The following is a 20,284-nucleotide window of genomic DNA, read 5'->3' as shown; positions in this document are numbered from 1 at the left end:
AGGTGAAATGATGGGATTAGAAAATACACGGCCGCTGGGAAGATCAGGGTTGCAAATACCGACCATTGGGGTAGGAACATGCCCACTCGGCGAATTGTTCGAAGAAATTACTGAACAGGATGCGCAAGCAACACTAGAAACCGCATGGAATAGTGGTATCCGCTTATATGACACCGCACCTTGGTATGGGCGCGGCCAAGGAGAGCATAGAACCGGGCGATTTCTGTATAGAAAGCATCGTGACGATTATGTGCTGTCAACCAAAGTAGGCCGACGCTTGTTAGCGCCCCGCTCGCGTGACACCTTCCAAACAGCACCCTGGCAAGGTGGCCTGGCCTTTGACCATGTCCATGATTACACCTATGACGGCATCTTGCGCTCGTATGAAGACAGCCTACAGCGATTGGGGATCAATAAAGTCGATATTTTATATATCCATGACTTAGATACTGGCTATTTCCCCCATGAGCAAGCGTTACTTGGCAAGTTAAAAGAGTTGGAGTCTGGCGGTTTCAGGGCATTGGAAGAGTTGAAAGCAGCCGGTGAGATTGCCGCGTTCGGGGCTGGAATTAATGAGCCGGGTATGATTAACCGCTTTCTGGATCGCTATCCCTTAGATGTGTTTCTGGTAGCGTCTCGCTACACCTTACTGGAGCAAGAGATCTACGCTGACGAGCTATTGCGGGCGCAACAACAAGGGGCCGGCATTGTCATTGGCGGCGTATTTAACTCCGGTGTATTGGCGACCGGCATCCATGATGGCGCACGTTATGACTATGGCAAATTACCGGTTTCTGTTGCTGATAGAGTCAAAAAACTGCAAGCCGTCGCGGCTGACTTTGCGGTGCCACTCGCGGCGGCCGCCTTGCAATTTCCGTTAGGATTCAGTGCCGTCACTAGTGTGCTGTACGGCCCCTCCAGATTCGCTGAAGTTACGCAAAATTCATTGAGTTTTCAGCACCCTATTCCAACAGCATTTTGGCATACCTTAAGAACGCAGGGGTTGATTGCGGAACATATTCCACTACCCGGCCTGCCGGTATAAACGCAGACCCGTTATTTTTACCAGGGGGTTTTATGACATACAAAACAATAATTTCTGCCAAAGAATTAGCTGAACATCTACATGATACCGATTGGGTCATTTTGGATGCACGCTTCACACTGGATGATGAAAGTTGGGGGCAAAGTCAGTACTTGGTGGGGCACATCCCCGGCGCTCACTATGCAAATTTGGCCACTGATTTATCTGGCACCGTCATTCCAGGGCATACCGGCCGGCGACCACTGCCACAAATTGATGTGTTTGCAAAAACGCTGTCTCAGTGGGGAATTGGCCCCAACACCCAAGTTATTGTGTATGACGCAAGCGGGGGATTGATGGCTGCATCACGAACATGGTGGATGTTGCGCTGGTTGGGACATGATGCGGTGGCGGTATTGGATGGCGGCTGGCCTTTATGGCTTAAGTCCGGTTACCCAACCACCATCGAGATTCCGCCACCGGCTTTTGCCACCTTCGTTGCGCAAGAGCGCCCTGATTATATCGCGAACGTAACGCTGGTCGATAACGTTCGCCAGAACCCTGAGTGGGCGGTGTTTGATTCCCGCTCGGAAGAAGGTTTCCATGGCGGGGGGGTCTATCATGATCCCGTTCGTGGCCACATTCTTGGCGCCAGGTTGGCTGACCGTGCGAACACGCTCGATAGCAATGGGCAATTTCGCTCACCACAAGAGTTACGCCAGCATTACACCCGCTTATTGGGGGATGTGCCGATTGATCGCACAGTATTTTACTGTGGATCTGGGGTCACTGCGGCACAGAATCTGTTGGCTGTAGCGCATGCCGGTCTGGGGGATGCCAAACATTATGTAGGTTCTTGGAGTGAATGGATTATTGATCCCACCCGTGCCGTTGAATTGTAGCTTTTCGTGGAGATACGGCGTTTAACATTTTATCTCAATGCTGGCTGTCGCGTCAGCAGGTCACTATCTGAAGGTATCTATGAGTAATATTATTGATAAGTTGTTTTCTTTACAGGGCAAAGTGGTGCTGGTTTCTGGGGCTGGCGGAGCGATTGGCAGTGTGCTGAGTAAGGCGCTGGCAAATGCTGGTGCGACCGTGGCATTACACGATATTGACATCGCACGTATCAAACCGGTGCAAGAAGCGATTGAAGCTGAAGGAGGCAACGCCTTATCGATTACCGCTGATTTGAGTGATGTCGCGGCTTGCCGACAGTTGGTCGATACCGTGTATGACAAACTGGGGCAGATTGATGTTTTGCTCACCAGTGCTGGTGTCAATCGCAGAAAACCTATTAAAGATGTCACTGCTGAAGACTTTGATGCCATCATTGATATTAATTTACGTAGCGTCTACTTTTTGGCACAAGCCGTCCAACCCTATATGGCGAAACAGGGTGGCGGTAAAATCGTTAATATCAGCTCACTTAGCGCGAAACATGCATTCAATACGATCTCTGTTTATGCCGCATCAAAAGCAGCCGTCAGCCAATTAACCAAGGCGATGGCCCGCGAATGGGTGGGTGACAATATTCAAGTTAATGCGATTGAACCTGGTTTTATTAAAACCGAATTTACGCGCCCCTTGTGGGATGACGAATATCGTTCAAAATGGTTCCAGAACTTTATTCCGCAAGGGCGTTTAGGTAACCCAGATGATTTGATTGGCGCGGTACTCTTTTTAAGCTCGTCTGCCTCGGCCTATTTGACCGGGCAAGCGATTACCATTGATGGTGGCGTGTTATCAGGTTCTTCATGGGTGAATCCAGAAATAGCCTAAATACCCGCCATCCTTACCAGCAATAAATCTGGTGTTATTTACAAGAATAGTTTTGATGTTATTTGAGACTTTTCTTGATCGTAATCAAGAAAAGTCTCACACAATAGGAACTCACTTCATTCTTTGCCGCATCTATCAAAAAACAGCTTTAATCCTATTATAGTTCCAAGAGAAAATGTGATACCTTCATCGCGCAAAAATATAAGGTAATATTCTTTTATCTGGAGTAAATAACTCTTGAGACTCAGCGTATTTCCTCCCAAGGCATATCACCACGGATAAACATTATATTTAATCTGTTCCAAGGACAGAGCCTCTCTTTTTGCAACGGGTTACATAACATCATTACATTACGTTTAATCTTTTTGAGGTTTTATGGACAAAACATTTTTGGCCGGAGCAATTAGTCTGTCTTTGATTACATTACCTGCTCAGGTATTGGCTTTTACACCGATTGTAGAGGGAATAACCGTCAACAATGAAGTCGTCGATAGTGGCGAACAAATTGTACGTAACGGTGGCGTCATTAATAATGGCTGGGTTTATGGCTCCACCAATAATGGAATAATGACGAGAGTCGCAATTGCTATCACCAACGGGAGCAGTGCCGGTACAGCCAATAATACCACCGTGGGTGATGGCGGTTGGTTACAGGTTACCGATGCTTTTGCAACCGGTACTGTTGTTAATCAGGGCGGGTTGCTTGAGGTTAAAACCGCAGGGATCGTGACAGATAGCCAGATAAATAATGGTGGTCATATGAATCTAGGACTCAATAGCCAGTCGAAAGGTTATCTTAATATCGCGGCGGGTGCGGAACTGTTTATTACCAATAACGATACCTATACCAGCGATGTGACCACCAACAATCCCGCCCTGCCGGCCAATGTCACCATTGAGAACCTCAATGTGGCTGGCTTAGTCGACATTGGCCCTTCCTGGATAGGAGCAAGTGTGGTGCCGGTTTCTCCTCCTGAAGTCTTGGGACCGGTGCTGGTTACCCGCATCAATAATGTGACGATGCAAGGGGGGGATATCAACCTGCTGCCCTATTCTGCCGGCGGGCAATTTAACCGGCTGGAGATAGAGAATCTGTCTGGTCAGGGTAATTTTGCGATGACTACCCAGCTTGCCAGCAATGCCGGTGATTTTATTACGGTCTCGCAGCAGGCGACCGGCCAATTTGGTATTACCGTTCAGGACAGCGGTAAAGAACCGCAATCTGCCAACAGCCTGGCCTTGGTGCATATTAATCGTGGCGATGCTCAGTTCCGTTTGCTTAATGCGGGTGGCGTGGTGGATTTAGGCGTTTACCAATACGGGCTATACAGTCAGGAAAGCAATGGCAGTACTGACTGGTATTTAGCTACCAAGGCAGCCGACCTCCCCGGCATAACGCCGAACAGGCCAAACACGGCGGTTCCCGTGCTCAGCTCTGCGGCACAAGGTGTGTTGAATATGGCGGCAGCACCACGGCATATCCTGAATGCGGAATTGAGTACCTTGCGCCAGCGCCAGGGCGAGTTGAAAACCGATGCTGATGGCACCGTCGGCGTTTGGGCGCGTTATCTCACCGATGATAGCCGCTTGTCCGACAATAAAAACGTCGCTTTCAAGAATACCTTGAACGGTATGGAGATCGGGGCAGATAAACAATTGGGATTGAACCGGGGTAATGTGCTAATTGGGGCATTTACCGGCTACAGTTCATCCGATGTCAAAGCCACTCACAGTGCGGGGGCCAATGGTGATATTCGCAGTTACAGTGGTGGCCTCTACCTAACCTACCTGGATAAAAGCGGACTTTATATTGATACGGTATTGAAAGCTAACCGTTTTAATAATGAACTGAGTACGCAAAGCGCGCGGGCGGAATACAGCCAGAATGCGTTTACCGCCTCGGTAGAAAGTGGCTATCAGTTACCTGTTTATAACAACCTGGTACTGGAACCCTATGGCAAAGTGAGTTATTCACGTATAGGTAGTGCAGGTTATACCCTCAGTAACGGAATGGCTGCGGACGTGGCGAAAGCAGACAGTGTGCAAGGTGAGTTAGGCACGATATTGTCGGCTTCTTATACCGTCAATCAAATGGCAGTCAAGCCTTACGTTAAACTGGCTATTGCCCGTGAATTTATCAAAACGAATACCGTCGCCATTAACGGTATTGGCTTCGATAACAATTTCTCCGGTAATGTCGGCAAATATGGTGTGGGTATTGATGCCACCGTTGCCAGTAACACTTCTATTTTTGCTGAAGTGAATTATCTCAATGGTTCAAAAATTGAAACACCGGTAACAGCTAATATCGGATTCCGCCTGCGGTTCTAATTTTTCTGCCCCTCCTCTGAGGGGCATCTTATTTACGGCGATATTTATTACTCCCTCTCTTTTATTTTTTATTCAAAAAAAGACAATCCACAAGATATTTCCCACAAAAAAACGCCTTTTTTGTAGGATACTTCCTATGCATTACACGAGTTATTTCTCATATTTTCTTATATTCTGAAAATAGATTGAAAATAACGTTTACCTAGGCATAATGCGGCGAAATTTTATTCAGCCCTTTTATTCAGCCCCAGCCGGGCAAAGAGGATATGCCCTGTGCTGCGCGCCTGTTATTTCTCCTTTATCGCGAGTGTGTTATTCCCGTTACTGGCTATTTCGCCTGTCAGTTATGGCGCGGAATTCCCCCCCGTTGAGCAAAGTATTCATCAACAGGCCCGGCAACGGGCACTGGAAGAGCGTTTGGCCCCCGCAACACCGGATGTGCGCTTATCAGCGCCAGCGGCCTCTTTGGGCCGTATTGTCTTCCCGGTTGAGCACCCCTGCTTTGTCATTGATCGTATAAAAATCAGTGGCGCAGAGCCATTACCTCGCTGGTTGCCACTGCAACGTATCGCCAATCAGGCGCAAGGCCAGTGTTTGGGCGGCCAGGGCATTAACCTGCTGATGAGCCAGATGCAAAACCGCCTGATCGACCATGGCTATGTCACCACCCGGGTACTGGCCCCGCAGCAGGACTTAAACCGCGGCACGCTGGCGTTACACGTGGTGCCCGGCAAAATACGCCATGTTGAGCTGACGCCCGGCAGTGACCGCCATGTCACGTTGTTCAGTGCCTTCCCTGCCCGCCCTGGTAACCTGTTGGATTTGCGTGATATCGAGCAAGGACTGGAGAACCTACAGCGCGTCCCCACCGTGCAAGCCAGCATGGAATTGGTCCCGGGTGATGCCCCCGGCGAGACCGATATCGCCCTGAGCTGGAAGCAGAGTAAAATGTGGCGGCTGGCGGCTTCACTGGATGACTCCGGCACCCGCAGTACCGGCCGTTATCAAGGTGGTGCAACCTTGTTTCTCGATAACCCGCTTTCACTGAGTGACCTGTTTTATGTCTCGGCGGGTGGCTCAATAAAAAATCGCGGCGACAAAGGCACCAATAACCTCACCGGCCATTACTCGCTGCCGTTCGGTTACTGGACGGCGGGCATCACCGCCAGCAGCTATGACTACCACCAGACGGTGGCGGGCCTCAATGGCGATATCCATTACCGGGGGGAGACGGAGAACGTCACGCTGCAACTCAGCCGCCTGCTGCACCGCAATGCCAGCCAAAAAACTACCCTGACCTACGATGTGCTGACCCGCTCGTCGAAAAACTATATTAATGATACCGAAATTGAAGTGCAGCGCCGCCGTACCTCAGCCTGGCGTGTCGGGCTGGAACATCGCCACTTTATCTCGCAGGCCACACTGGACGCAGGTATCAGTTACCAGCGCGGCACCCGCTGGTTGGGTGCAGTACCGGCACAAGAAGAGTATTTCGGCGAAGCCACTGCCCTGAGCAAAATTCTGCGTTTGAATGCGCAACTGGATATTCCTTTTGTGGTTGCGGCGCAAAACGTCCATTACAACCTGCAATATCAGCGGCAAAGCACCAACACACCCCTGACGCCACAGGATCAATTCTCCATCGGCGGCCGCTGGTCGGTGCGCGGATTTGATGGCGAACGCACGCTGAATGCCGATCGCGGCTGGACGGTGCGCAATGATCTCGGCTGGTATACCCCGCTACCAGGCCATGAACTGTATGTCGGCGTGGATTACGGCGAGGTCAGCGGTCGCAGCGACCCTTATCTGCTGGGCCACCATCTGGCGGGCAGTGTCGTCGGTGTGCGCGGCACTGTGCTCAATACCCGTTATGACCTGTTTGCTGGCAAGCCGCTGTCAAAACCTGATGGCTTCAAAGCCGACTCAGTGACGGTGGGCTTTAACCTGAACTGGCAATACTGATGCACCTTATTAACCCTTTAGCTGTTGAGAGTCACCATGAATAAGAACCTGTACCGTATCGTATTTAACAAGGCGCGTGGCTTATTAATGGTGGTAGCCGATATCGCCGCCTCCGGTCGGGCCGCCTCGTCGCCCTCGTCAGGTCTTGGGCATACTCAACGCCGCCGTATCAGTGCCTTATCGTCGCTGAGTTTTAGTCTGTTACTGGCCTTGGGCTGCGTCTCGTTATCCGCGCAAGCCAATATTGTCGCCGATGCCAGTGCGCCGGGTAACCAACAGCCGACCATTATCAGCAGTGCCAACGGTACGCCACAGGTCAATATCCAGACACCCAGTAGCGGTGGGGTTTCGCGTAACGTTTACAGCCAGTTCGATGTTGATAATCGCGGGGTGATCCTCAATAACGGCCACGGTGTCAACCAGACCCAACTCGGCGGTTTTGTCAACGGTAACCCGTCGCTGGCGCGCGGTGAAGCCAGTATTATCCTCAACGAAGTCAACAGTCGCGACCCGAGTAAACTTAACGGTTATATCGAGGTCGCTGGCCGCAAAGCGCAGGTGGTTATCGCCAACCCATCAGGCATTACCTGTGATGGCTGCGGCTTTATCAACGCCAACCGTGCGACCTTAACCACCGGTCAGGCACAGCTCAATAACGGCCAACTCACTGGCTACAATGTGGATCGCGGTGAGATTGTTATTCAGGGCAAAGGTCTGGACAGCAGCCGTCAGGACCATACCGACCTGATTGCCCGTTCGGTTAAAGTCAATGCCGGTATCTGGGCCAATGATCTAAAAGTCACCGCCGGACGCAATCAGGTTGACGCCGCGCACCAAAATATTACCACCAAAGCCGACGATGGCAGCGCCCGCCCTACCGTGGCGGTGGATGTCGCCAATTTGGGTGGCATGTACGCCGGTAAAATTCGCCTGATCGGGACTGAAACCGGTGTCGGGGTGCGCAATGCCGGTGAGATAGGGGCGTCAGCCGGTGATATCACTATCACGGCGGATGGCATGCTGGTCAACAGCGGTCAGATCAACAGTGCTCAACATTTGGCGGTGAATACCGCCGCCGGTATAGCGAACGCAGGTGTGCTCTATGCGCAGGGCAATACCCAGCTCACCACCGCAGGCAAGTTGAATAACACCGGCACTGTCGCGGCGGCGGGTGATACCTCGCTGCGCGCGGCAGAAGTCAATAGTAGCCGCAACTCGTTACTGGGTGCCGGTGTCAAGTCCGACAACAGCGCGATCACCAGTGGCACCTTGCGCGTTGATGCCAGCGGGATGTTAACCGCCCAAGGCAAAAATATTAGCGGGACGGCGCAAGTGCTTAACGCGCACAGTATCGATCTGAGTGGCAGCCAAACACAGAGCCGTGACCTGACACTCACCGCACAAGGTGGCGCTATCGATCTCACCGGCGCTGAACTGTTAGCCAGTGGCAACCTGTCTGCGTCGACCGCCGCGCTGTTACGTACCGACAGCGCCAGACTGATTGCGGATCAAGTGACGCTGAACGCCCAATCGCTCTCCAATGTTGGCGGCGTGATAGCGCAAACCGGTACCACGGACTTCAACCTGAATCTGCCGGGTGATGTCGATAACCGGGGTGGCACCCTGCTCTCTAAAGGCAATGTGGCGGTCAATGCACAGCGCCTGGATAGCAACGGGGGCAGCCTGTTAGCGGCGGGCGTACACAGTGATGGCCGCCTGATGGATAGCGGTGACTTGAGGGTAACCACCCGTCAGGAGCTGATCGCGCAAGGGCAGACCCTCGCCGCCGGTGCAATGACGCTAACCGGTAGCCGGGTTGATTTGACCGACAGCCATACCCAAGCCCGAGAGATAGACATCACCGCCAACAGTGGCGATATCAGTACGCAGCGCGCCAATATTCTCGCCCTTGGAACGCTGACCATTAATGCGGGGGCAAGTGCCGGGCAAACCCTCAATAACCAAAGTGGCACACTGGCGGCGAATAACATCGCATTGAATCTGGGCCAGCTTGACAATAACGCAGGCAAGATAGTTGCCAGTCAGGATCTGACCCTTGATTTACAGCGTGATTTCAGCAATCTGGCCGACTCGACACTGCAGGCCGGACATGATTTAACCTTAACCACCCGCGGCGCGTTAACCAATGACGGGCAATTATTAGCGGGTGGCAAACTCAGCACCGATTCAAGCAGCTTGCTTAATAGCGGCCATATTATTGCAACGCAAGCCAGCCTCAGCGCAGCGGGCGCATTAATTAACCGTGGTGAGATATTAACCCGCGGGCGACTCGATACCGACTCCAATACCCTGTTCAACACCGGCACCCTGATCAGTGCCGAAGCCACGCTTAAAGCACGGGAGCGTATTACCAACTCCGGCCCTGGTGCCCTGATCGGTGCCACCGATGAAAACGGCACCTTAGCCTTGTTGGCACCGGTAATTGAAAACAGTGATACCGTCACCAACACTGATTCCGCCCCAACCACCACCCTTTTAGGCATGGGCAAGGTTATCTTTGCCGGTGCGTTGGACAATAGCGGCAATTATCTGGCGGCGGCTCAGGTGCTCAATATTTCGGGTTTGATTGAATCCGGCAAAGATATGTTGATTTACGCCACGACACTGACCAATCGCCGTCATATTCTCACCGCCAATAGCAACTTTGTTGTGGCCGACACCGTGAATGGGTCCGCGGTCTGGACAGAAGAAAACCCTGATATTCCGGGGGGACGCTATGCTGAACCGCCTCATGGCGGCTCGATGAATAGCGACTATATTGGCACCGATTATACATCGACTATCGCCTATAACAGCATCGATAACATTAGCCCAGAGGCGCAACTGCTGGCCGGTGGGAACCTGACCCCACAAGTGGATACGCTGGAGAACTTCTGGAGTAAAATCAGTGCGCAGGGAGAGATTGATCTTTCGGGTGTCACCCTGAACCAGGATGGTTGGGGGAATGCACAACGCCTGATTGAACAAACAACATCCACGGGTGAGTGGCGTTATCGGACCTACAAAGGCGATTTATGGGGCACCTCTTGGGGCCCTGAGGTTAGTGAGCGCGCGACTAACCAATATGCCTCCAGTATTACCGCACAAACCCTCAGCGGCAGTGGCACCACGATCAATAACGGTGCCAACCCCGGTGCCATTGCGCCTCCCCAGAGTAGCGACAATAGCGGAAAAGATCTGGCCATCGAGTTTAACGGTATCTCCCTGACACAGCCCAACGGTGGACTGTATAAGTTCAATACCGACTACACCGTCAGCGGCGGTTATCTGATTGAAACTAACCCGGCGTTTGCCAATCTGAATAACTGGCGCGGATCAGACTACGTGCTCCAGCAGTTGAATAGTAACCCGGATGTGATATTCAAACGCCTGGGGGATAACGCCTATGAACAGCGTCTGGTGCGGGATCAGGTACTGGCACTGACCGGTCAGGCGGTCGCCAGTGATTACCGCAGCGCTCAGGAGCAGTTCGAACAGCTCTTTGCGGCGGGACTCGAGTACAGCAGGACGTTTAATCTTGCCCTCGGCACCCACCTCAGTGCGGAACAGATGGTGGCATTGACCCGTAATATCGTGCTGATGGAAAGCCGCGAAGTCGCCGGGCAAACCGTGCTGGTGCCGGTGGTCTATCTGGCGGGGGTCAAGCCGGGCGATTTACAGGCCAACGGCGCATTAATTGCCGCCGAGAATATCAGCTTAACCGAGGTTCAGGGGTTCACTAATCAGGGCGCGATGAAAGCCGGCAACAACCTGAGCATTAGCATGGCGCAAGGCATCACGCTCAATAACCGCGGCGGCTTACTTCAGGCCGGTGGCAATATGCTGCTCAGTACACTGAACAGCGATATTGACCTGACCAGCGCGCGGTTAAATGCCACCAACCTGCAACTCGATAGCGGTCGCGATGTGATCCTGCGCACCGGCAGTGAGCAACTCAGCAGTGATAATGGTGCGGTGCTGCGGAATCAAACGATTCTGGGGCCATTGGCGAGCATCAATGTCAGCAACAACGCGACTATCAATACCGAGCGTGACTTTATCCAACAAGGCGCGGGCCTCAATGTCGGTCAGGATCTTCAAGTCAATACGGGCGGCGACTGGCTGCTGAATACGGTACAAAGCAGCGACCAGATCAGCACGAATTATGGCAGTGGCAGCGCCACCAGTGAGCATATCCGCCATCTGGGCAGCGAGGTGAATGTCGGCGGTGCGCTGACGGCCAACGTCGACAACCTGACTGCGGTGGGGGCTAACATTAACGCCGGCACGGTGGATGTGCAGGCGCAGAACATTAACCTGAGTGCAGCGACCGACAGCCTGCACGTCACCGGCGAATCGTCGAGCAAGCGCCATACCAGTTCAGTGGATCTCTACGATGAAACGCTGCGCGGCAGCCAGTTGAACGCCACCGGCGATATCAATTTGCAGACGGCAAAAGACATCAATATCAGTGCCAGTGCGGTACAAACCCATGGCGCACTGAATCTGGCGGCGGGCGGTGATGTCACCCTCACCACCCAGACTGAACAGCATGATGCGCAGCGCACTCATACCGGCACCAAAAAAGGGCTGGCCTCCAGCACCACCACGCGTACCGAAGACAGTATTAGCCAGACGCTGGCGGTGGGCTCCATGCTGTCAGCGGGTTCTATCGATGTCAGCGGCAACAATATCGCGGTCACCGGCAGTAATGTGGTGGCAGACAAGGATATTACCCTGCGGGCAAAAGAAAACATTACCGTGGGCACCGCGCAACAGAGCGAGAGCGAGTCTCACCTGTTCGAGCAGAAAAAATCGGGTCTGATGACCACCGGCGGGATTGGTGTCACGGTGGGCAGCAACAGCCAAAAAACCACCGACACTGGCAAATCTCTCTCCAACGTGGGCAGCACGGTGGGCAGTGTGGGGGGTAATGTCAGCATGACCGCCGGTAAAGACCTGACGGTGCAAGGCTCTGACGTGTTAGCCGGTAAAGACATCAGTCTGACCGGTAAAAATGTCGCTATTGTGGCGGCGGAAAATCAGCTTAGCCAGACTCATACCGTTGAGCAAAAACAGAGCGGCCTGACACTGGCGTTGTCTGGCACCATTGGCAGTGCTGCCAATACCGCCGTCACCACGGCTAAAGCCGCCAGCGAAGAAAGCAATGGCCGGTTGGCTGCGCTGCAAGGTGTTAAAGCGGCATTGAGTGGTGTTCAGGCGGTGCAAGGTGGGCAACTGGCCGCCGTGAATGCCAGTGACCAAAATGCTATTGGCGTGAGCCTGTCTTATGGCAGCCAGTCGTCAAAATCAGAACAAACCGTCAACCAGACCACCCACCAAGGCAGCAGCCTGACGGCGGGTAATAACCTGAATATCACCGCCACCGGTAACGGCGTGAAGGGTCAGGATGGTGATATTGTGGTGCAGGGCAGCCAGTTACAGGCGGGCAAAGACACCCGTCTGACGGCCAATCGCGATGTGATATTGCAATCAACACAAGAGAGCCAAACGCTGGACGGCAGTAACAAAAGCAGCGGCGGCTCATTGGGGATAGGAATAGGTGCCGGTCAGGGCGGCTGGGGGATTAATGTCTCCGCCAGCCTGAACAAGGGCAAAGGCAGTGAAAGTGGCAACGGCGTGACTCACACGGAAACCACAGTCAACGCCGGTAACCAGCTCAACATCACCAGTGGCCGCGATGCGGTGCTGCAAGGTGCGCAGGTCAGTGGGGAAACCGTCAAGGTGGATGTGGGGCGTGACCTGCTGCTGCAAAGCCAGCAAGACAGTGACCGTTACGATTCGAAGCAGCAAGACGCCAGTGTGGGTGGCAGCTTCAATTTTGGTTCGATGACCGGCAGTGCCAGCATCAATGCCAGCCGCGATAAAATGCACAGCAACTTTGACTCGGTGCAGGAGCAGACGGGTATCTTTGCAGGCTCTGGTGGCTTTGATATCACCGTGGGCGAGCATACTCAGCTCGATGGCGCAGTGATTGGCTCAACGGCTACCGCCGATAAAAACACGCTGGATACCGGCACGCTGGGGTTCAGTGATATCGGGAATAAAGCGGACTTCAAGGTGGAGCATCAAAGTGTGGGCATCAGTACCGGCGGTAGCATCGGCGGTCAGTTTGCCGGGAATATGGCCAACGGCTTGTTGGTTGGCGCTAACAATGAAGGCCACGCCGACAGCACCACCCATGCCGCCGTCTCCGATGGCACTATCACGGTGCGTGACACGGATAAGCAACAGCAAAATGTTGATGACCTGAGCCGTGATGTCGAACACGCCAACAATGCGCTTTCGCCAATCTTTGATAAAGAGAAAGAACAAAATCGCCTGCGGGAAGCGCAACTTATTGGTGAGATTGGTAGTCAGGTCAGTGATGTTATTCGGACACAGGGACAGATTATCGCCACTAAAGCGGCGAATGAAAAAATGCTGAATGTGAGTGAAAAGGATAAGGGTGACGCCAAAGCACAGTGGGAGAAAGCCAATCCGGGTCAGGTTGCAACGGCTGAGAATATCAACGGGCAGGTTTATAAAACGGCCTATGATCAGGCGTTCAATGAGTCAGGCTACGGCACCGGTGGCAAATTCCAGCAGGCGGCGCAGGCAGCAACTGCGGCTATCCAAGGCTTGGCCGGTGGAGATATGGCGAAAGCGCTGGCAGGAGGCAGTGCACCGTATCTGGCTGAAGTCATTCATAATATGACTACCGATCCGGTTACGGGTAAGGTGAATACTGAAGCTAACCTGATGGCCCATGCAGTACTGGGTGCAGTCGTGGCGCAGGTAAACGGCAACAGTGCGCTGGCGGGCGCTTCGGGTGCAGCGATGGGTGAGTATATCGCCCAGAAGATGTATCCGGGGATTAATCGTGAAGACCTGACTGAAGAGCAACGACAGACCATCAGCGCCTTGGGTACACTGGCGGCAGGGCTGGCGGGTGGATTGGCAGGTGGCAGCTCCGCTGACGCCGTTACCGGGGCGCAGGCTGGGAAGAATGCTCTGGAGAATAATAACCTTGCTATCTTGCGTACCGGTGCAGCCGCTTGTGCAGAGATAGCCGTTTGTAGCAAAGCGGTCATAGATCTTGGGTTTGGTGCTCTCATCGGTGTTGGTGTTGCCACATCGGCGATTGAAGAACTTTCTGGCGTACAGAAAACCAATGTTATGCTGGCTGCAATGTCAGGTGATCAGGAACAAATAGATAAACTGTCACCTTCCGAGCGAGCAGCCTACGAAGAATTAAAAAATGGTAAGGGTTTAATTACGGGGTTCCCTACTCCAGTTGATGATCCCACAGGCGGTAAGCTGGTAAATCCTGCGCCCGATCAAAACAAGGGAACGGCGTTGGTCTCACCGGATAAAAATGGTGAGAATGGTGCCAGTAATACTGGGAGTACTGATGGTAAGCCTGATGTGGGTGGGAATAGCACGGTAACGCCGATCCCTGAACAGAATAAAGATGATTTGGCATATACATCTGACAGCAGTAAGTATGTACCTAGCCCAAAACATGCAGCCGGAGGCTGGGGAACACCAATGGATTTAAGTGATGCAAAAGCGCAAGAGGTACTAAACAACTCAATCCTAGGTGGCAAACAGAAATATGGTATAAGTGATAGTAAAGTCTATGAATTTCAACCAGATAATGCTGGCGGTTGGCATGGGTATCCAATACCAGGAACTGAAGCACCACCAAAAATATTACGTGAGTTTCTTGCTCGTGGTGATATTAATAAGGCTGAATATAACAAATTGATAAAGGGAAAATGATGAATAAATTAAAAATCAGTTTGCTTAAAAATTCATTACAGGATGAATATCAATTAGTTGATATATCAATAAAAAATAAGGCTATTTCAATATCTATTTTCTGTGGAAATATTAATCTATCCAGATTTATTGAATGGTTACTTGATAATGAATCTGAAATCAAAACATCAGAATTACCGATAGATATCACAGATAGTGGATCCTTGGCTTATCAAATTTGGCACTTCTACGAAAGTGAAGAAATAGGAAATGATATTATAGTTGATGCAATGTTCGACTATCGAGCAAGCCATTGTCTTAGATTTGGGGTGCGAGGAACTGATTTTCCTGAGATTTACATTGGTAAATTAGGTAGTAAACATGAAATATCTATGTTTACTAGTAATGATTCATGGCGGTATTTTATTGATATAAATGATTTTTATAAAAATATGACTACTCTTACTTATAATAAGTAAAAATGTTGATGACCTGACCTGAGCCGTGATGTTGAACATGCTAATAACGCCCTCTCCCCTATTTTCGATAAAGAGAAAGAGCAAAATCGCCTGCGAGAAGCGCAGTTGATTGGTGAAATTGGTAGTCAGGCCGCTGATATCGTGCGGACGCAGGGGGATATTAACGGCCTAAAAGCCGCGAAAGAGAAGTATGGCAATTTGCCAGTGGATCAACTGCGTGAAACCAAAGAATATAAAGACTCCATGAAGCAATATGGCACCGGTAGCGCGTTGCAACAGGGTATTCAGGCGGCAACGGCAGCGGTACAGGGCTTGGCCGGTGGAGATATGGCGAAAGCGCTGGCGGGAGCCTCTGCACCTTATCTGGCTGAAGTCATTCACAATATGACTACCGACCCGGTTACGGGTAAGGTAAACACTGAAGCCAATCTGATGGCTCATGCGGTATTGGGTGCGGTAGTGGCGCAGGTAAACGGCAACAGTGCACTGGCGGGCGCTTCGGGTGCAGTGATGGGTGAGTATATCGCCCAGCAGATGTATCCGGGGATTAATCGTGAAGACCTGACTGAAGAGCAGCGACAGACCATCAGCGCCTTGGGTACACTGGCGGCAGGATTGGCCGGTGGTTTGACCGGTGACAGCACCGCTGACGCCGTTGCCGGGGCGCAGGCTGGGAAGAATGCTCTGGAGAATAACTATCTGAATGTATCTGAGAAATCAGAGCTGAACATACAGAAACAAAAACTCCAGAACAGCAAAGACCCCGCAGAGCGTGAGCAGGCGCAGCAAAAAATAAACGAACTGATTGAGTTAGATATCAGTCGTGACAAGAAGGTAATAGAGGCTTGCGGGAATGGTGCCGCGGGTAGCGCCGCCTGTGCGAGTGCAAGATTAGACGTTATTGTGGCCAAAGGTGAGTATGAAACCGGGCAGTACAACAACAAAGTCAGTCAGATGTACCCGGATGCTTACGGCCAGATAGTAAACCTGCTGAATATCACCAGCGTTGATGCACAGAATCAGCAGCAGGTGAAAGATGCTATGGTGAATTATGCAATGGCGCAACTTGGGGTTGATAAAGCCACTGCTACGGCGTACATCGAAACCTACGATGGGATGAAGATCGTTGCAGCGTCAGTAACACCTATTTTGGGAACCGCAGCAGCAAATAAACTAAGTTCTTTGACTAATAAAATTGTGTCGGCTGAAGCATCTCAATCAGCACAAATAATAAAGTCTTATGGGCCGCATGAATCTGGTCCGTTAGGAAACCCAAATGATCAACGTGCGCCAGCTTCGACATTCAGAAGTGGTTCATATACTGAGAAAGTTGCAGAAACAGATATTTATCTATACCGGGATTATGGTGGTTCAGCAAAAGTTGATGGTCGTTATTGGACACCAGAACCATCCAAAGGACCATTACAATCTCAACTAGACAGCGCGGTTCTCCCTGAGTGGGGAAATACGTTCCAAAATCAAGCCGTTATAAAAATACCTAAAGGTACGACGTACTACGAAGGTGCAGCAACAGCCCAAACGGGTACTCAAGGGACAAATCCAACACTACATGGCGGTGGTACTCAAATATTTTTACCTACTCCGCAAAATGACTGGATCATAAAAAAATGAAGCCGTATGAAATAGTTGAACAATGGGTAAGTAAGAGAAGTTCATTTTACTTCTTTCTGCCAGATGGTCCCTATGGAAGACCTTTTGATAACCAGTATTTGGTTGAAAGAATAGAAGAAACTTCAGATGGTTTTAAAATATTCCTTTCGGATAACCTGATGCTTCACTTTATTGGAAACACAAAGATCGAGGATGAGGGATGCAATCTGTTAATTAAAAACTTTAATCGATGCATCTTTAAAAATAATGGGTATGACACAAATAAATATGATCATGGTGAAGTGGTTTTAAGTGGCTTCTAAATGATGAATCCCAGCTCTTAACAGCTGGGATTTTTTTACCTGTCACTCACCTACGTGGAGAATATATTACTAAACTTATCGCCGATAGCGCAAAAGCTGGATACAGCGGTGAAAGAGTTTGGCAAAGATGTTGTGACAAAATGCCTCTCTGGCGGGGATTGCCCAATGGCTGCGCAAGTTGCAATATTGGCTATCCAGGCAATGATGGGGCAAGGAGAAAATGGCCCTTCTAATACTGGTGGTGATCAGATCGCCGGTTCGGGCCCAGCCAATACGGGTGGAAACCAATTATCAGAACAGGGTGTGACTCATACAGGTAACAATAATGGTCAGACTGATACAGGGCCAAATAATACAGGTGGAAACCAAACTGTAGACCCATCACCAAACAACACGGGGAATACTGAAGCTGTACCTGACCTACCTAACCATATGGTAAGTGATGGACAGGACAATGGAGCTGAAAAACCCTCCAACATAAAAGTTGCCGATGATAAATTTCTAAAAAATAATGAAATAGATGCTCATCAAATCAAAAAAGACTTCCTAGGTTCTAAAGCGGAAATCAAGCTTTATGATATTTACGTTGATAAAGACAGTGGGCAGCTATGGATTTTTAGAAAGGGCGGTACAGGTGAAGGCATTCCAACTGGCGAATTTATCAAAAAATAGGATAGTTACATGGAAAAAACAACAGTTAAAGCTGAGTTTTCTATTTGTGGAGATGTTTTTGACCCAGAAGAAATAACAGCCATGCTACAAATAGAACCATCTGAAATTTATATCAAAGGTGTTATCAGTGGCACAAGGAAAAGACCTAGTACAGAGACTAGTTGGTCAGTATGTACAGAAAAGGAAGAGTCTTATGATGTTAATGAACAGACCAAAAAGTTGCTTTTTTTATTCAAAGATAAAACTGAAATCCTAGAGAAAATAAAACAAAAATATGCTGTTACGTTCATTTTCTCTCTCTTAATAGAGATAGAAAATGGCGAAAAACCATCCATTTATTGGTCGGCAGAAACGAATAAATTTCTGGGTGATATAGGCGCGGAAAGCTCCATTGACTTATATGTCTACAGCTAAAGCAGTCTGTAGTAGTTTGGCTCTTATCTGACATACAACCCCGACCAATAGTAACCGGGGTCACTGTCTTTAAGCCCTAAAAACTCCCTCTCCCCGCCGCTACGCATGCAGCGGTATCTGAGGGTACCATCACTATTCGTGACACCGATAAACAACAGCAGAATGTCGATGACCTGAGCCGCGACACCGACAATGCCAATGGCAGCATCAATCCGATCTTTGATAAAGAGAAAGAGCAGAATCGCCTGAAAGAAGCACAGCTGATTGGCGAGATTGGCGGTCAGGCAATGGATATTGCGCGGACGCAAGGGGATATCATCGGTCTGGAAGCAGCGCTGAAGGCCAATCCGACGTTGAAAGGCGATGCGGAAGCCTTGCGTGAGACAAAAGAATACAAAGCCGAAATGCAGAAATACGGCACCGGCAGTGCACTGCAACAAGGTCTTCAGGCCGCAACAGCGGCCATACAGGGCCTGGCGGGTGGCGATATGGCGAAAGCGCTGGCAGGCGCCTCAGCCCCGTATCTGGCGGAAGTGATTAAGAAAAGCACGGGAGATAATCAGGCGGCTAACCTGATGGCCCATGCGGTGCTGGGTGCAGTCGTGGCGCAGATCAACGGCAACAGTGCGCTGGCGGGCGCTTCGGGTGCAGCGATGGGTGAGTATATCGCCCAGCAGATGTATCCTGGTATCAAACGTGAAGACTTGACAGAAGAGCAACGACAAACCATCAGCGCATTGGGTACACTGGCAGCAGGATTGGCCGGTGGCTTAACCGGTGACAGCACCGCTGACGCGGTTGCCGGAGCGCAGGCTGGGAAGAATGCGGTGGAGAATAACTTCTTGCTTTCCCTGCTTGCACCTCCTCCGCCAGTAGCAGGACAGACAACGCCTCAAACTGAAGCCAACGCTGCAATCGCCCAGAAGTTGGATGCGGCGGTGAAAGAGTTTGGTAAAGATGTTGTGACGAAATGCCTTTCCGGTGGTGATTGTCCAGTTGCCGCACAGCTAGTGATATTAGCGATGCAGGGCATGATAGGCCAAGATGAGTCTGGTTCTAATCCTAATATCGGCAAGGATCTGACGGATGAGCAGAAGAAAGAGCTGGGTGGTTCGGGGTCTGGAACGGGAACACCACCACCGCCAGAAAACGATCCGAACAAATCGGAAGAGAAAAAAGTCGATAAGCTGAATCAGAAGCAAGAAAGTGCCATGAGAAAAATCGACAACCTCATTAAAAACTCTCTGAAAGATCATGATATTACAGGTTCTCTTAAAGATATGGACAACAACCCTATTCCTAAACCTAATGGAAGTGGGGAAAACTGGAACCATATGAAAGAGATGCAAGATACCCTTAATGGTTTAAGGAATCATGCAAACACGCTAAAAAATATTAATAATCCGGAAGCTCAGGCAGCTTACGGAAGAGCAACAGAAGCGATTAACAAAATAGAATCGGCGATCAAAGGGTACGGCATATGACAACGTTTAGGGATCTATTAATAGCAGAAGGCGGTAATTATGAGCCTAACACTAGGTCATCTCTTGATGAGTGGTTTAGCAGTATCGTAGATGCGCCGCTTGATGAGTTGGATGTTGGGGATATTGCTCGAGCTATAAGACAGGATCTGTTTTTAGTTCATGTATTACCAAGAGCAGAATCGATCTTGCAAGGAGATCCTCTAGCCGGAGATGATTACGATGGGCAATTAATATCATCAATCGCATCTTTAAGTCACAAGGAAGCAAAAGGTGTTTTATCTTCTTTAAAAAGGATAAGTCATATTTTAAATCAAGTAGATAAAACTACTCTTGATCAGCAGTTACTGTTAGACATAAAGAAAATAGATAATTTATCTTCTTGTGAGTAATACAGACCCCCGGCCAACTTTATGGGTGCAGTTCAACTGACCGAAGGTA

General features: G+C 50.4%; 11 protein-coding genes and 2 pseudogenes. All 13 read left to right on the top strand.

The window, feature by feature from the left end; translation table 11 throughout:
- The first annotated feature begins 7 nt into the window (after positions 1-7).
- The 13 genes and pseudogenes from ACWJJO_RS06310 (at position 8) to ACWJJO_RS06250 (ending at position 20,235) form a co-directional block, all read left to right on the top strand.
- Positions 8-1,045 (top strand): aldo/keto reductase, encoded by a 1,038-nt coding sequence (locus tag ACWJJO_RS06310; RefSeq protein ID WP_227746550.1) that lies wholly within the window; start codon positions 8-10, stop codon positions 1,043-1,045.
- A 32-nt stretch (positions 1,046-1,077) separates the two neighbouring features.
- Positions 1,078-1,926, top strand: a complete 849-nt coding sequence (locus ACWJJO_RS06305) for a sulfurtransferase (RefSeq protein WP_083159729.1) — start codon at positions 1,078-1,080, stop codon at positions 1,924-1,926.
- 79 nt (positions 1,927-2,005) lie between these two features.
- On the top strand, positions 2,006-2,806 hold the full coding sequence (locus tag ACWJJO_RS06300) for an SDR family NAD(P)-dependent oxidoreductase (RefSeq protein ID WP_227746551.1): 801 nt from the start codon (positions 2,006-2,008) through the stop codon (positions 2,804-2,806).
- A gap of 375 nt (positions 2,807-3,181) precedes the next feature.
- Positions 3,182-5,137, top strand: coding sequence for an autotransporter outer membrane beta-barrel domain-containing protein (locus tag ACWJJO_RS06295; protein WP_481090795.1), 1,956 nt, complete (start codon positions 3,182-3,184; stop codon positions 5,135-5,137).
- A 276-nt stretch (positions 5,138-5,413) separates the two neighbouring features.
- Positions 5,414-7,099 carry a ShlB/FhaC/HecB family hemolysin secretion/activation protein gene (locus ACWJJO_RS06290; protein WP_481091565.1) on the top strand — a complete coding sequence of 562 codons (1,686 nt, stop codon included), beginning with the start codon at positions 5,414-5,416 and terminating at the stop codon, positions 7,097-7,099.
- Between the two features lie 36 nt (positions 7,100-7,135).
- Positions 7,136-14,884 carry a hemagglutinin repeat-containing protein gene (locus tag ACWJJO_RS06285; RefSeq protein ID WP_481090794.1) on the top strand — a complete coding sequence of 2,583 codons (7,749 nt, stop codon included), beginning with the start codon at positions 7,136-7,138 and terminating at the stop codon, positions 14,882-14,884.
- The gene (locus tag ACWJJO_RS06280; protein WP_481090793.1) at positions 14,884-15,342 is read left to right on the top strand and encodes a hypothetical protein; all 459 of its coding nucleotides are present in this window, start codon (positions 14,884-14,886) and stop codon (positions 15,340-15,342) included. The genes ACWJJO_RS06285 and ACWJJO_RS06280 overlap by 1 nt, the downstream gene beginning before the upstream one ends.
- Positions 15,343-15,357: 15 nt before the next feature.
- Positions 15,358-16,974, top strand: a pseudogene (locus tag ACWJJO_RS06275) (VENN motif pre-toxin domain-containing protein); the annotation flags it as partial.
- Positions 16,971-17,276: a hypothetical protein gene (locus ACWJJO_RS06270; RefSeq protein WP_442821133.1), complete on the top strand. Its 306-nt coding sequence runs from the start codon at positions 16,971-16,973 to the stop codon at positions 17,274-17,276. The pseudogene ACWJJO_RS06275 and the gene ACWJJO_RS06270, both read left to right, overlap by 4 nt.
- Positions 17,277-17,384: 108 nt before the next feature.
- Positions 17,385-17,948: a polymorphic toxin type 33 domain-containing protein gene (locus tag ACWJJO_RS06265; RefSeq protein WP_481090792.1), complete on the top strand. Its 564-nt coding sequence runs from the start codon at positions 17,385-17,387 to the stop codon at positions 17,946-17,948.
- A 9-nt stretch (positions 17,949-17,957) separates the two neighbouring features.
- A complete protein-coding gene (locus ACWJJO_RS06260; protein ID WP_442821135.1) occupies positions 17,958-18,362 on the top strand; it encodes a DUF4279 domain-containing protein in 405 nt (134 codons plus the stop codon).
- 101 nt (positions 18,363-18,463) lie between these two features.
- Positions 18,464-19,846: pseudogene (locus tag ACWJJO_RS06255) on the top strand (VENN motif pre-toxin domain-containing protein); the annotation flags it as partial.
- Positions 19,843-20,235 (top strand): contact-dependent growth inhibition system immunity protein, encoded by a 393-nt coding sequence (locus ACWJJO_RS06250; protein WP_442821136.1) that lies wholly within the window; start codon positions 19,843-19,845, stop codon positions 20,233-20,235. The pseudogene ACWJJO_RS06255 and the gene ACWJJO_RS06250, both read left to right, overlap by 4 nt.
- Positions 20,236-20,284: the final 49 nt, after the last annotated feature.

Source organism: Yersinia antarctica (assembly GCF_056636475.1).
Note: the sequence above shows the minus strand (reverse complement) of the source record. Positions and strands in the feature narration are given on the sequence as shown.